The 15868-nt window shown below is 41.1% G+C and carries 8 protein-coding genes; 2 read left to right on the top strand and 6 right to left on the bottom strand.

From position 1 onward, the window contains the following. The first annotated feature begins 20 nt into the window (after positions 1–20). The gene (locus BV214_RS06465) at positions 21–1334 is read left to right on the top strand and encodes a serine hydrolase domain-containing protein (RefSeq protein WP_086476684.1); all 1314 of its coding nucleotides are present in this window, start codon (positions 21–23) and stop codon (positions 1332–1334) included. A gap of 424 nt (positions 1335–1758) precedes the next feature. On the opposite strand, the gene BV214_RS06460 is transcribed toward BV214_RS06465, so the two are convergent. The 6 genes from BV214_RS06460 to BV214_RS06435 form a co-directional block, all read right to left on the bottom strand. After that, positions 1759–3147: an MBL fold metallo-hydrolase gene (locus tag BV214_RS06460; protein ID WP_086476683.1), complete on the bottom strand. Its 1389-nt coding sequence runs from the start codon at positions 3145–3147 to the stop codon at positions 1759–1761. Between the two features lie 378 nt (positions 3148–3525). Then, positions 3526–3939 (bottom strand): DUF6691 family protein, encoded by a 414-nt coding sequence (locus BV214_RS06455; RefSeq protein WP_086476682.1) that lies wholly within the window; start codon positions 3937–3939, stop codon positions 3526–3528. Between the two features lie 75 nt (positions 3940–4014). Then, a complete protein-coding gene (locus BV214_RS06450) occupies positions 4015–4572 on the bottom strand; it encodes a YeeE/YedE family protein (RefSeq protein ID WP_086476681.1) in 558 nt (185 codons plus the stop codon). 97 nt (positions 4573–4669) lie between these two features. Then, entirely contained in the window at positions 4670–5710 is a 1041-nt protein-coding gene (locus BV214_RS06445; RefSeq protein ID WP_086476680.1) for a proline iminopeptidase-family hydrolase, read from the bottom strand. 312 nt (positions 5711–6022) lie between these two features. Next, on the bottom strand, positions 6023–9331 hold the full coding sequence (locus tag BV214_RS06440; RefSeq protein ID WP_086476679.1) for an amidohydrolase family protein: 3309 nt from the start codon (positions 9329–9331) through the stop codon (positions 6023–6025). 739 nt (positions 9332–10070) lie between these two features. Next, the gene (locus BV214_RS06435; protein WP_086476678.1) at positions 10071–10793 is read right to left on the bottom strand and encodes a pirin family protein; all 723 of its coding nucleotides are present in this window, start codon (positions 10791–10793) and stop codon (positions 10071–10073) included. Positions 10794–11717: 924 nt separating this feature from the next. Here BV214_RS06435 and BV214_RS06430 point away from each other — a divergent pair. Further along, on the top strand, positions 11718–15868 hold a 4151-nt coding region (locus BV214_RS06430; protein WP_176328467.1), incomplete at its 3' end, for a SprB repeat-containing protein.

Raw genomic sequence — 15868 nt, 5'->3', positions numbered from 1 at the left:
TAATTTCAGAACCCTTTTTTATGAATCAGAAAATCGTTTTATTGTTACTAGTAGTGTTTTCAATAGAGACTAGTATATCCCAAACTATTGATCGTGATAAGTTGGATGATTACTACAGCGCCTTAGCGATTAACAATAAGTTTATGGGGAGCGTAGCCCTTATGAAAGATGGGCAGATCATTTACACCAAACAAATTGGTTTCTCCGATATTGAAACAATGAAAAAGCCAGATGATAATACAAAGTATAGAATTGGGTCTATTTCAAAAACGTTTACGGCTGCCCTTGTTTTTAAAGCGATTGAAGAAGATAGGATAACATTGGATCAAAGGTTGGCAACCTATTTTCCAACAATAAAAAATAGTAATGTCATTACGATTGCCGATCTGCTGAACCACAGAAGCGGAATCTATAATTTCACCAATGACCCAGCCTATTTAAGCTATCGTACCGTGCCTAAAAGCGAAGCGGAATTGCTATCGATTATTTCAGAATATGAAAGTGTATTTGAGCCAAATACCAGATCCGAGTATAGTAATTCAAATTATGTACTCCTCTCTTTTATTCTGGAAAAACTGTACAATAAATCGTTCGCAGCTATTTTATCCGAAAAAATAACAGCCCCTTTGGGACTAAAAAACACCTATCTCGGGGGTAAGATCGATATCAGTAATAACGAAACCAACTCCTATAGTGGGGAATGGAATAAGGAAACGGAAACAGATATGTCCATTCCTTTGGGAGCGGGAGGTATCGTATCTACCCCAACCGATATCCTAGTCTTTGCAGAAGCGCTATTTACCTTCAAAATTATTTCTGAGAAAAATGTGGCCAAAATGCAGACCTTAAAAGACAACTATGGATTGGGTCTTTTTAAAATGCCTTTTTATGAGCGATATAGTTTTGGTCATACTGGGGGAATAGATGGGTTTAGTTCTATGTTTGGGTATTTTCCAGAAGAGAAAAGTGCTTTTGCTTTAACCTCCAATGGTTCTAATTTTAACAATAATGATATAGCTATAGCCTTATTAAGCGCTCTTTTTAATCAAAATTTTGAGGTTCCCACATTTAGTACCTACGAACTAAGCTCCGAAGATCTAGACCAGTATCTAGGGGTGTACTCTAGTGATGGTTTCCCCTTGAAGGTAACGATAACAAAATCGGAAGGTACTTTAGTGGCACAAGCTACGGGTCAGCCGTCATTCCCCTTAGACGCAACCGATAAGGATACCTTTAAATTCGATCAAGCAGGGATCGTTATGGAATTTGAACCTGCAACCAATCAAATGACCCTGAAACAAGCTGGAGGCGTTTTTATGCTCACTAAAGAATAACTAGCGGAAATGAGCACCATCTAATCGGGATTATCCATAAATAATACAAAAAGGCCTTCCTAATAGCTTGTCGTAAGCAGTATCTTTGTTAGGAAGGCCATTTCTCTATTTTATTTATAGGACCATAAGGTCACTGATCCAATCTACATCATTTTGTTTTTACTTCTTCATAGGTAACCTCTTCCGCATTGGAACTACTTTCCTTCGTTGGTGAAATGGCACAGTTTCCGATGGCACTGCAGCCAATGTTCAGTAGGGGCATTACAGTAAACGCAACTCCTATTGCAATTAATAGTCACATTCCTGTCTTTAGTCCGTCTACCAAGAGGTAGAGGCCAATTGCCAATCTAAGGAGGCGAAACAGACTCCAATTATTACGTATATTGCATATCATTTCTAATAACTCCGTTTTCACAGGTTTTTATTAAACTACATTGTTCCCTTCTTCCTTCCATTCCATCATTCCGCCCGAATAGTTTTTCACCTTGTCGAAGCCATTTTTTCGCAGTAAGGAGTAGGCAACGGTAGCTCTATCTCCACTTTGGCAGTGAATTACTACTTGTTTGTCCTTATTTATTTTATCTAGGTTGTCTTGCAGAGTCCCTACAAAAACATTATCGGCCCCTTTTACATGCTCTGTTTCGTATTCGCTTACTCCACGCACATCTACAATCTGTGCCTGCGCTTCTTCCACGTAAGATTTAAAGGCCTCGATGCCTATTACATCGGCGGTTTGTAATTCCAATCCTAAATCATCTACATCAGAAATAAAGCCGTAGATATTATCTAACCCGATACGCATTAGTTTTCTGGTGAGGTCTTCCATCTGATTGTCCTCTGCAACAAGTATAAACTGTTCTTGGTAGTTTAATACCCAACCGGCCCAGGTAGAAAACGAGTTGTTCCCTTGTATATTGATACTGCCTGGAATAAATCCAGTGGAAAAATCTGTTTTATTCCGCGTATCTATCACGGTTAATCCATGATTATAGGCAGTTAAAAACTCCTCTTTATTCAGTTTAGGATGTTTTGGGACTTCTACCAATAGAGGGCGATTAACTTTGTTCAGATGCTTCATCATGCCAAAATACTTGGGAGGCTCTGGTTGGCCTTCCAAGAGGTAGTCGGTAAAACCTTTTTCATCACGCTCATATTGGAAGGCCCAATTGCGAATTTTTTCATATCCTACGGTAGAGCTTGGAACGGCCCCTAAGGCTTTCCCGCAAGCTGATCCCGCTCCGTGACCTGGCCAAACTTGAATGTGGGCAGGCAGTTCTGCAAATCGCTGGATAGATTCGTACATTTGTTTGGCTCCCTGTTCTTGTGTCCCTTTTAGTCCAGCAGCCTTATCCAATAAATCTGGACGGCCAATATCTCCCACAAAAACAAAATCGCCCGTGAAAACCATTACCGGTTCATCTGTTGCTGGGTGGTCGGTTAGTAAAAAACTGATGCTTTCTGGGGTATGTCCAGGGGTATGCAATACCTCTAGGCTTAAATTCCCCAGCTTAATGATCTCTCCATGCTTCAATCCTATATGGGGGAACTCGTATTGCCAATCCTCTCCACCTTCATCGGATAGGTATAAGGAGGCTCCTGTCACTGCTGCCAGTTCCCTAGATCCACTAAGGAAATCTGCATGAATATGGGTTTCGGCAATATGTGTTATCTTTAAGTTATTCTCTTCAGCTATACGAAGGTATACATCTACATCCCGTTGCGGATCTATAACGATGGCTACTCCTTTTGCTTGACATCCAACCACATAACTGGCTTGCGCTAAACTTTTATCATATACGTGTTTAAAAAACATATCTCGTTATTTTTTATCGATTGATCAAAATTTTAATACTCATTGCTGCCTACTTAAACCCAGGGGAACCTTATATTGGGCTATGGCGAACTACCTAAGGAGGTGTGTTGCCGTAGTAAGCACGGAACCTCTAAATTGTTTAGTAAAAATACGACGAGATCCCATGGTAATATGTAACCTAAGTTACAGGGCCTATGGTAGTCGGAAACGATTTGGCCATTTGATAGCGCGATGGGATAATAACTCCTCCGGAATTTTAGGAGTCAAAAAAGCTCCTTCCCGTAGGTAGGGGAAGGAGCTGAATGTGTTGCTTCTTAGCGGATTTTCATCCTCAATTTCAATTGAGTTAAATCATATTAACAGCGACGGCAATACCCATTAATGGGGTAGTTTATGCTTTAACATGCCATAGAACCAGGTGCCTAAAAGAGCTCCTAGTATAACAATAAAGATGGGCAAGTAACCTGCTCCGGCTAAAACATACATGGGACCTGGGCAAGCGCCTGCCAATGCCCAGCCTAAACCAAATAAGATGCCTCCAATTAAATACCGGGAGATACTTTTATCCTTATCCGCTATAATGATAGGATTTCCATTTACGTCTTTTATATTTTTTCTCTTGATGTATTGTACAATAATGATACCCAATACTAGGGCAGATCCCATTATACCATACATGTGAAACGACTGAAAGTTGAACATTTCATAGATCCGGAACCAAGATGCCGCTTCGGACTTAAAAAGGACGATTCCGAAGAATATGCCGATGATGGGATAAATTATATTTTTCATTGTTCTTATGCTTTTTTTAGAATAGTATCATATTTTAATGATCACTAGGGTGATTGATGTCTTGTTTAACTACCCTTAGAATAAAATGGGGAATATAAGATGTACCATAATCAATCCGCCTATAAAGAAACCAACGGTGGCAATAAGGGACGGTAATTGTAAGTTACTAATGCCCGATATAGAATGACCGGAAGTACAGCCTCCAGCATACCGGGCTCCAAAACCAACCAGTAATCCGCCCAATAGCAATAGCACTAAGGTAGTTGGAGAAGAGAATGCTTCTTCACCAAATAATTCAGTAGGAACGTAGGCACTACCTGCACTTTCAAAACCTGAATTGTGTAGTTGTTCAATCGTTTTTGGGTTGAGGTCCGGTACTTGATTGTTAGATAGGTAATGGGATCCTATAAATCCGCCAATAACCGCTCCGATCATAACCAAGAGGTTCCATTTTTGAGTTCTCCAGTCGAAACGAAAAAAGTTGCTGGTTTTCCCGGCCCCACCAATCGTACACAAAGTTCTTAGGTTAGCAGACATACCAAAGTTTCTACCTACATATAACAATGTAAACATGGTAGCAGCAATCAAAGGGCCGCCTACATACCACGGCCAAGGTTCTAAAATCCATTCCATAACTAATATTACTTTTATTTAGGACTGCAAATATGGTCCTTTTTAGATAGTTGTTCTGTTACAAAGGTTACATATCAATCCCAAAATTGCCCCTAATCTATTCCTTTTTATTTCCCCGATCTACCCTTTTAATAAAATCAAGGACCCCCCTGAAATAATTTTCGGCATCGTCGTGCATCGCAAAATGACTTCCATTGGGGCAATGGAGGTATTGTCCGTTTTGAACCTCCGTAGCTATCCAAGCCATGTGGGTTGGATCCATAGTGTCGTATTCACCACCAATTGTAAGGGTGGGGACGGTTATTTTGGAAAGTTCCGAGGTAATGTCCCAATCCTTTAACTTAGCATCGCCCACAACTCCAAATTCGCTAGGTCCCTGCATGGTGACGTAAAGATCCTGGTTGATGTTAGACATGGATTTATTAACATCCTCTGGCCATTCATCTAAAGGTAGGCGTAGCACATGTTTTGGATAATAATGGGTATGTATCAGTTCTGTATATCGAGGATTGGCATAATCTTCCGCAGCCTCCAAGGCCCTTATTTCCTGCAAGATACTTGGGTCTAATTGAGGGGCAAGTACTTTATTGGCATAGGTAATATAGGCAGGAATGGAAGCCATCATATTTGAAACAATGAGTCCCTTTAGGTTTTCCTGATGTTTTAGGGCGTATTCCATTGCAAGGAGGCCTCCCCAGGAACTACCCAAAAGGTAGAAATTGTCCTTGTTTAACCCTAAGGCTTGCCGTACCTGCTCCACTTCGTCCACATACCTGTCCACGGTCCAAAGTGCCTTATTATTGGGCTGATCTGAGTGGGCCGACTCCAATTGGTCGTAGTAGTAATATTCAATGTTTGCTTCTGGAAAGTATTCGTCAAAAATTTTAAAATACTCATGGGTGGCACCAGGTCCCCCATGTAATAACAAAACTTTCTTAGTGGGATTGTCGCCCATTTTCTTGGTCCAGACTTTAAATTCTCCTACGGAAGTTTTAATGGGGATCATTCTTATTCCTTCTTCATTCCTGCTGCTAAGTTCTTGGGAATCCAGTTCTGGTGGCGCCCCTTTAGTGGCTTTATTGTTTCTACAACTGCTGAGTCCAATTAACAGAAGGAAAAGTAACATTGCGTTTCTCATGGTATTGAAGATTTATTTGGTTGGTTTAAACTAGATAGTCAGAGGATGGCCATTCTTTATTGGTATTAATATCACGGGATATGGTACTGCTTAAAATCCCACGTGAAAATTGGTCTTAGTAAATATAACAAAAAAGCAGAGGCTTTTTAGCCTTGGTGAGCTAGGGGGTAGGTCTGCAGAGGAAATATGCGGAAAAGAAAAGGATTCAAAGAGACTGATTTGAAATTCTCTTTGAATCCTTATAACGATGTTCCACTTATACTATTTTGGGATATTTAGAGGTTTACCATCGTAAAAGATGTGTGGTTGTCTCTAGTTTAAGGTATCCGCTTCACAGGAACAACCAGTGGTGGTTATTTCATGCCAGTCAAAAGCAGGGGCATAGTCGTTCATTTCCCAATAGAAGGCACCTCTATTTTTTCCCTCATTCCCCACCTCATTCATGGTTGCTGTATCGTATAACCTACCGTTGATCATGGTGTAGATAACGGAGTTAGAATTTTTAATGTCTTCCAAAGGATTCTCCTCCAAGACAATTAAATCTGCTAACATCCCGGTTTTTAAGGAGCCTAAATAACTATCCATTCCTAGGTAATGTGCCCCATTGATAGTAGCGGCTTTTAGCGCTTCCATGTTAGACATTCCGCCCTGTGCTAGCATCCAAAGTTCCCAATGTGCGCCAATACCTTGTATTTGGCCATGTGCACCCAAATTAACTTTAACGCCTGCATCGGCCAATTTCTTTACACTTTGGGATACCAAGATGTGTCCATTATCATATTCCTTTAATGGCGCCATGGTACGGTGCCTAGAGCGAGCGTCTATAATTCCCCTTGGAGTGTATTTTAACAGCTTTTCATCTTCCCACACATTCGTAGTCTGATACCAGTAGTACTCCCCATTTAAACCGCCATAATTAACGATAAGGGTAGGGGTGTAGCCCGTCTGGCTTGCCCCCCATAACTGTATCACATCCTTGTGTACATCAGCTACTGGGATGTTGTGCTCTATCCCTGTATGGCCGTCTAAAATCATGGACATATTGTGGAAGAAGGTAGAGCCTCCCTCTGGGAATACTTTAATTTCCTGTTGCTTAGAGGCTTTGATTATTTGTTGTCTTTGATCCCTTCTAGGTTGGTTATAGCTCTTCACGGAAAAAGCGCCAAAGGCTTTTGTTCTGTGAATGGCAGACCGTGCATCGTCGAAACTGTTGACAGGTGCTTTAAAATCGCCGTCCGCACCATACAAAATGGCCCCGGTGGAAAAGATCCTGGGACCAACCATGGTTCCGGCCTTTACCATCTCCGACTGAGAGAATACCATTTCGGTATTTGCAGAGGGGTCGTGGGTAGTTGTAACTCCAAAGGCAAGATTAGCATAGTATTGCCATTGTTTTTGAGGGCTTAGTCCAAACCTAAAATGTCCTAAATGCGCGTGCACATCTATTAATCCTGGCATAATGGTCTTGCCACTCACATCCATGATTTTTGCATCGGCAGGTATTTGTACGGAATTCTGAGGGCCTACCGCTACAATTTTGTTCTCCTTAATTAGGATAGTTCCGTTTTCTATCACCTCCTCATTATCCATAGTAATGATTCTAGCTCCGGTAAAAGCAATAGCCCCTTGGGGTTTATCGGTAGGGAGTGTTAGGTTGATTTTAATCCCCACAGTATCCATTTCTGTGGTGGATTCCGGAGCCCCATCCAAAAAGGTGAACTTTTCGTTGAGGTTGGTGCTGAAATACGCATCACCCAATGTCCACCTAAGCTGGTCACTATTGGCAGACCAGTGTAAGTTAATGCCAGCATCACGGGCTACTTGGGCTACTGGAACGTTGGAAGCTTTACCATCTATTTCTAGCGCTTTTCCGGTCATAGGCAATGCGGCAATGTATACCTTGTAAAGGTTACTAAAGGCTACCCAGTTATCGTCCGGGCTAGGAATAATCCGTTGTGCATATTTAGATTTCACCAATTCCCGGGCTTCTTTACCGTTTAGGTTTACAGATTTGAGGGTTTTGGTTAGAGAACCAAATAAATAGCCACCGGTTTGGTAGTAAATTCTACTTCCGTCTTTATTAAATGATGGGAATTGGCCCTCTTTGGTAACCAATTTCTTGGTAGACGTATATCCCTGTTTACGGCTAAACGTTACCTCTAACAGGTAAATTCCCGCTTCCTTGGTGTTAACATACCCCTGATGTCCATTCCCTGATTCTTCTCTATAAACTATTTTGTTGATGTCTGTAGGAGAGAAAGCGGGTTCCCTATAAATCGCTTTCTCTTTGGTCAACGAAATAGGTTTGCTTTTGGATGAGGTTATATCCAACCTTTTAATGGTTCCCATAGTTTCATCATTCCAAGTAACATATACTAGGTGCTTACCGTCCTTGGAAAAGGAAGGCTCATACTCCAAGTCGGTTCCCGTAGTAAGACGTTGGGGAGTGCCATTTGGTAGTGTTTTCTTCCATAGATAACCCGCAGCGTTAAAGATTAAAGTCTTCCCGTCTGGAGAGGTAATTGCATTGCGAATAGTTTTTGGGTTGAAGGTCTCTGGGGACGGATTGTTCTGGAACCGCAATGCATCTACAATTTTATGTTCTGCAGTAGCCTTAAAAGGAATCTCGGTAACCTCTAGGCTGTTGATGTCAATTTTTTTAATTTTTCCCTGAGCCCATATAACGATGGCGCTATCATCTGGAGTGAAGTTGAAACCGGTGTAGGGTCCAAAAATAGCCCAGGTTTCCTGATGGTCTTTACTAAGTTGATCGTAGATAGGCCATTCTTTCCCAGACTTTAGGTCGTGTAAATAGAGTACGGTCTTTTCCCTAACTCTTTTAACGAACGCCATGATGTCTCCGTTGCGGGAAATAACTGGACGGATGGCACCCCCTGGGCCTCCAGTAACTCTTTCTATTTCCCCATTTTCCAAATTATAACGGTTGATGGCGTATATCTGACCATTGGGGTCCCTATTGTATTGAAAAGATCCTCCGGGAGATACATCTTCACTGTAATAAACGAACTTACCGTCTGGTGAAGTAAAAGGTTCTCCTAAGTCTTGTTGATCGTTCTTTCTTTTGGTAAGCTGAATCCCCTTTCCGCCCGATGTGTGGTACATCCAAATTTCACCGGCTCCTAGAGAACGCGTTGCGGTAAAGTGCTTTCGGGCGAATAAATAGTTGCCATCTGCAGACCATACGGCGTTGTTTAGGAGTCTAAAATCCTCCTTGGTTACCTGTTTTGCATGGGAACCATCGGTATTCATTATCCAAATATTGTCCCCACCACCTGCATCACTGGTAAAGCTAATTTTAGTGCCGTCGGGGCTAAATCTAGGCTGCACTTCATAGGCGTGCCCACCTCGGATAAGGGTTGCCTCTCCTCCGGTAATTGGTAAGGTGTATATATCTCCCAACATGTCGAAGACAATTTGGTTGCCATCCGGACTCACATCCAGGCTCATCCAGGAACCTTCGTCCGAGCTGATATTGACCGTTTTAAAAGGGAGGGCAGGGATGGTAACATCCCAACTTTCCTTCTTGGAATCTTCTTTTTCCTGAGCATAGGAGACTAGTCCATTGAATAAAAACAGGGCTAATAGGAAGTAGTTTTTCATTGTATAAAAGATCATTTTAAAATAGAAGGTTCAAATGTACTCAATAGAACTGTTATTATGAATTTTAAATATTTTGATTTATGCCCCTAATATTCCAAGGTAGCGTTGTTTTTCCATTAGGCGGTTTTCATCCAATAGACATGGAATTTTAATGGTGATTTAGTAGCTTGTAATTGGAAATATACCGCAGGTATTTAGTGTTTCTTGAGCGGTGGTAGGGGCATTTTATGGGATTTGTATAAACACAACCCAAGCTCAAGCGATGATTTTAATATCGATGGAAACCTATTTCCGACTTATTTATTGTTCTATGGTATTATAGTATTAAAACAGGGTAAGGTCTCCCTACCGGGCTAAAAACAGGCTGTGGAGGCCTCACACTATTTTTTGGGCCTATTTGGGAATCTCCTTTAAAGCCGCTATATCCAAACCTTCGAGTAGTGCCTTTAACTTTTCAACCTACGTATGAAAGGTCTGTACCGATGAAACGCTGGCCTGCTATGATAATATGATAAAGGGATTCTCACTGCCTAGCTAAATGCTCATAGACCAGTACATCGCCCTGCGAGCGTTGTTGTGGTTGTTTGTCTTAAGTCGATGCCGATTTCAGAAGGTGTCGTGTTAATGATTTATTGTTGGGGTGGTGTCCATGTTAAACACAGTGAATCCCCCAGGGAGGTAGCCTTCCATTAAAGCCTCCAGGTAGAAGGAGTTTCCACTGGGGGTGTTTTCTATCCTGTTATACGTCCAAATTCATGGGAACCTCCATAAGTAGAATTTCCGTATCGCTATCGGCTTTAATATCCAGCGTTTCTATCTCCCAGATGCCTAAACCATCTCTTATGTTGAGTTCTTGACCGTTGATGGTGGCGTCCCCATTTAGGACAAAGGCGTATACCCCGTTGTTTTTAGCGTCGTTAAGGCTGTAGGTTACTTCCTTGCCTTTGTCCAGGTTGGTCATATTGAACCAAGCATTTTGATGTATCCAGACGCCTGCATCATCGGCATTGGGCGATAAAACCTGTTGCAGTTTATTTTTTCGGTCTGCCGTATCCAGTGTTATCTGGTCGTAGCGCGGTTCAACATTCTGTTTGTTGGGGAATACCCAAATCTGCAAGAATTTCACAGGTTTATCCGGATTGTTGTTGTATTCGGAATGCATTACCCCAGTACCAGCACTCATCACCTGAATATCTCCAGCCTGGATAACAGTCGTATTTCCCATATTATCCTGGTGCTTAAGATCGCCTTCCAAGGGAATAGAGATAATCTCCATATCCCTATGAGGGTGGGTTCCAAAACCTCTGTTTCCTGATACGATATCATCATTCAGCACCCTCAAAACGCCAAAATTCATGCGCTCTGGATCGTGGTAATTAGCGAAGCTGAACGTGTGTCTAGAGTGTAGCCATCCGTGGTTTGCATCTCCTCTTGTTTCTGCTTTGTGTAATACTGTCTTCATAGTTGTAGCCATTTATAAAATTATATATTCTGCAATGAATTTAGGTGATTTGTATTGTATGCTAGATTATCATTGCAGCGTGTTCAATGCTTGTTTAGGCTTAATATACCTATACAATTTGTTCTATTCAATTCTTTACAATCATTTTGACCGGTGTATTAGGCTAATCTCGTATAAAATCCATAACACCAATATGGTGAGTGGTTTTGAAGGGTGGGTATTGGTGCTATCTTATCAATATTTAGACAATTCCTATATACAGGGGATTTTTAAATGTTTTAAAGCCAAAGTTAGGAGTATGATGTCTAAAAAAGAAGAAGCTGCAAGAAAATAATGGTTGGTTTTGGCCAAACTGGGTAAGGCCGTCACTTCCTTGATTTATAATGTTCCGGTCTTCGATCAATAATAAGCGCCGGTCATGGACTCCCTACTGATAATAGAAATTTTTGAGGGGTGCCGGTCCATAATTCCAGGGCTAGCTAGGGGAAAAATGGCGGCGACAAACCAATTTTATCGATTTCAAAATAAAATTTTCAAAATAACTGATTAATAGATTTTTCCGGTCGATAGCGGAGCAATAGTCGAAACGAATGTGTGTTCAAATTCAATTTGAACACCCTAATTTGTGTACTTACTAAGCGTTAACGTTTTATTTGGATTTTTTTTGCCCTCAAAATGTTCTAAACCGTGTTTGCAGTTTTTGGGGGCATTCTTAAAAATTCAATTGTAATGTCGAGCGGAATAAAAAACAACATCAGACTATTAACCTACTACCATGAGGTGTGCACCTTTTGCTAATATTTATTTCTTCGGTGATCGCTACCAATAAGGATTTTACACCTAGAAAGTGGTGGCTCCTGTATACTATTAATATATCAATCAAACTTTATTATTAAATCCATTTTCCCGAATCTATTTATGCTTATGAAAAAAACTACTATTTCCAAAGTTTCAGTTTTATTTTTTATTTTCTTGTTACTGCACTCTCTGAATGTTTTTGCAAACAGTGTTTTTAAGCTGGACTACCTTTCATCATCTGGATCCAATATGGCTTTATCATCACAATTGGAAAATTTTTCGTGGTCTGCGGATAATTTGACCGCTGGTGCGACTGGGGTTACTTATACTTTCTCTTATACTACAGTAACTACGATGAGTGGGGCTAATGATGCAATTTTATATGCCTTACAATCTGTTAGTAGTGGTTGGAATACTGAAAATGTTTCAGTAGAGGATGTTTCTGTAACTATTGATGGGATTAAACGATTAGTTTCAGAGGTTTGGACAGGGTCCGGGTCTCCTAGAAATAGGGTTTTTATTAGGCTGATAGATCCATTGGTTCCAGCAGGATCTGAGGTAAGTGTTACAATTGGTGATGTTATAAATAATTCTACAGTTTCCTCATATCCATGGCAATGGATCACGACTGCTACTGGTGGAGGGCATCAAATTGATAAAGCCGAAAGTCCTGTCCCGATTGTTTTGACTGCTCCAACGGCAAAAGGAGCGATAACCATTACCGATGCTCCAAGCGACCCTTCTTCTGATTGGTTGTTAAGTGAAGGTAAGTTAATTCCCCTGGTGGATGGTGCCAAAGTAAATGTTGATGTAGTGAACAATGCGCTCGCTTCAGGAAATCTTACTATCGAAGCTGAGGTAGATGTGTTTATTGATGCGAATGTAACTCCTGTTTTATCGGCAGATAGAACATTGACGCTAAAAGCAAATAGGGACATTAATCTAGAGGCTTATAGTTCAATTGCAGCTAGTGGTTTTTCTCTCAATACTATAATATGGTCAGATGCTGATGCCTTAGATGGAGGCATTGCATATATTAAAAACCAGGCTGAAATTTTAACGAACGGTGGCCATCTTTGGATTGGGGGAGGTAGCAGTAGTGGTTTATGGAATGGACTAACTGTAGGAAATGGGACCTCCACTGGGAATACTACCAATTCAAATGGAATTACGTTGGTTAAAACCAATATTCAAACAGCTGGCGGAAACATCGCGTTTTACGGAAAAGGATTGTCAGGTAATAATGTAGGGATGCCGACTCCCATTTCGACAGGTAATTCAACAAATGCTAATGGTATTCGTTTGCACGATGGAAACCTGATAGATGCAGGGGTTGGTACTATTTATATGTATGGTTTTGCAGATAACCAATATCCAACATCCAATTCAAATGGAGTAGAATTGAGTCAAACTGTAGGAGCCCCTGATTTGATTACCTCTTCAAATAATACGAAAGATGCTATCTTTATAGAAGGACATGCCAAGGGGCCTTCTACTGTAGCTAATTCATGGGGGTTTTATTCACATCTTTCCACCGTTGAAAATACAGGGGGTGGTACTGTTCATATAAAGGGTAGTGCCGTGAAGAATTCAGGAGTTACCGTGGCCAAGGACGGGGCGATTTTAGCTGCTAGTGGCAAAATAATACTAGAAGGAACCGCAGCTGGTGCGACAAGCCCCAGTGTACTAGTGCAAGGAGCTGTAGGGCAGAAAGAGAATACCAATGTAACGTTCTCGGATGCAGATATAGAAATCATCGGGGATAGATTTTCTGTTTCGGGCAACGCACCCAATGGTCAACTTAAATCATCAGGAAAATTGTCTATACACCCTTATACAAACGGGATGGATATAGGGTTAGGTAGTGCGTTGGCTACACTACAATTACCCGCTTCTTATTTTATAACAAACATTGCAGATGGTTTCTCAACAATATTAATAGGTGATGCCAATACAGGAGCAATAAACATAGACGGTACGTTAATTTATCAAGATCCCTTATCCCTTATCACTGGTAATAATATCGTATTTAGCACTCAGGCAGATGTTAGAAGTGAAAGTGCTAATGCCCTTACACTTTGGACACGGGCTAAAGGAGACAATGAGGCCAATGATACTAATTATGGAGCGATATGGATGCAGCAAGGTTCATCAATCCACACCGCAGGTGGCAACCTAACCATGGGTGGCGGATCTGATCCTTACATAGGTTATGCTATGGGTGATCCATCAGTACCTTCGCTCGAGAATAATGCCATATATCGTGGTGTTGCCATGAATGGTTCTATAAATGTAGCAGGGGGTAACATTATTATCAATGGTAGGGGGAGCAGTGCTAGTATCGTTGGGCATGCTAGAGGTGTTAATATTGCGGGGACTATAGAAACGACAGGTTCGGGTAATATCACTATCAGAGGAATAGGTAAAGGTGCTTCGGATGCAATTGCTTTAGGGGACAGTTATTTTTATCCCGATGCTGTAGGTGCATTGAAAACAGAAAATGGTAATATAACCATAGATGGAAAGCCATCCGGTCCTAATAGAAATGGTCTAAATATTTCTACTTCTGGATCATATATCCAAACAAACGGAAATTTTTCAGCTACTACTACCGGAAGAATTACTGCCACGGTTGGGGGATTGGACATTGGTGGCAGTACTTATTTAGAAGCTTTAGATAATGTTATGCTACCTCATGGAAATAATGATTTTGTGGGTAGTATAACGGTAAAATCAGCCTCTAATCTTCATATAACAGGTAAAAACGAATTGACCTTAGCGGAGATTAGTGCCAAAGGAACGATATTAATTGCCACCCAGAATGGGGATGTAACGATTGCTGAAGGTGTTTCCACCTCCAATGCCACAGTGGATGCCATACGGATTTATGCCAGTAAAGATAAAAATGCAGGGGATTCAGCTGGAGGGAATATAATAATTAACGGAACACCTGTTATAAGCACTGGTGCCGGTGGACAGGCTAAATTTTACAGCGGCTCTATTTTGGGAAGTGCAAATTTAATTGCATTAATCGGTGAAAAAAATACCCGATATAACGTAGATGCCAATACTTCAGTATTTGAACCGGAGTTAAATTCTGGCCTTTACGCATTAATTAGAGAAAAAGAAAATTTACTTCCAACAGCAGTAAATGTTAGTTTCTCAGGTGTTTTAACGACCAAGCAAGAATTGACTGGCGCCTATGTTTATAATGATCCCGAAAATGATCCTGAAACCGAAACAACCTACCAATGGTACCGTGCAGATGATTCTAACGGAACAGGAAGGTTGGTAATAGAAAGTGCCAATGCAATTACTTATACACTTTCACAGGAGGATATAGGTAAATTTATCAGTTTTGAAGTAACACCAAAAAATGGAGCTGGTGCAGGTGTTCCAGTTGAAAGTATCTTTAAAGGGCCAATTGCTGATGTTTTTAGTGCCCGTATATCTGCTTATAGAAGCGTAAGTTGTAATGGCGGAAGTGATGGCTCGGCCGCTGTTGAAATAAGTGGAGGTGTGGGGCCGTACAGCTACAGTTGGAATGATCCCTCTCTGTCTACTACTGCTGAAGTAGAAAATCTTGCGGCAGGGACCTATGTAGCTACAATTACGGATAGTAGAAATCAGAATACTACGATCTCAGTAACTATTGTAGAACCACCAATATATTTAGTAGAGGCTCCAGATGATGTAGTTGCCTGTGGAAGTTATAGTCTTCCAGTATTAACAGAAGGACATTACTTTACACAGCCTGGTGGTAATGGAAGCGTACTTTATGCCGAAGATCTAATCACAAGTTCCCAAACTTTATATGTTTATGGGGAAAATGAAAATGGTTGTACAGATGAAAAAAGCTTCAATATTACCATTAATGAGAATGATATTGCAGGAGTAACATTTTCAGATAGTGAAGTAGTGTATAATGGAGAAGAGCATACGCTCGCCGTTGTTGGATTGCCTGCTGGAGCCTCAGTCGATTATAATGTGAGTAATACTTATACCAATGCTGGTAGCTATAATATTACTGCAAGAGTAACCTCAGCACATGCAAGCTGTGCCGACCGGGTACTAACAGCCACCCTTACCATCAACAAGGCGGAAGCGGTCATCACAGCCGATGACACCCAGACTTTCACCTATGATGGCAGCGTGAAGTATGTAACGGCAAGCCTCAACCATTCGGAAGCCGAACTGACCTATGTTGAACAGCAGGGGTATACCAATGCAGGTACCTATCAAGTAATCATCTCCGCTGAAGAAACTGCCAATTACCA

The sequence above is a fragment of the Arenibacter amylolyticus genome, assembly GCF_002150785.1.
GTDB classification, from domain to species: Bacteria; Bacteroidota; Bacteroidia; order Flavobacteriales; family Flavobacteriaceae; genus Arenibacter; species Arenibacter amylolyticus.
Note: the sequence above shows the minus strand (reverse complement) of the source record. Positions and strands in the feature narration are given on the sequence as shown.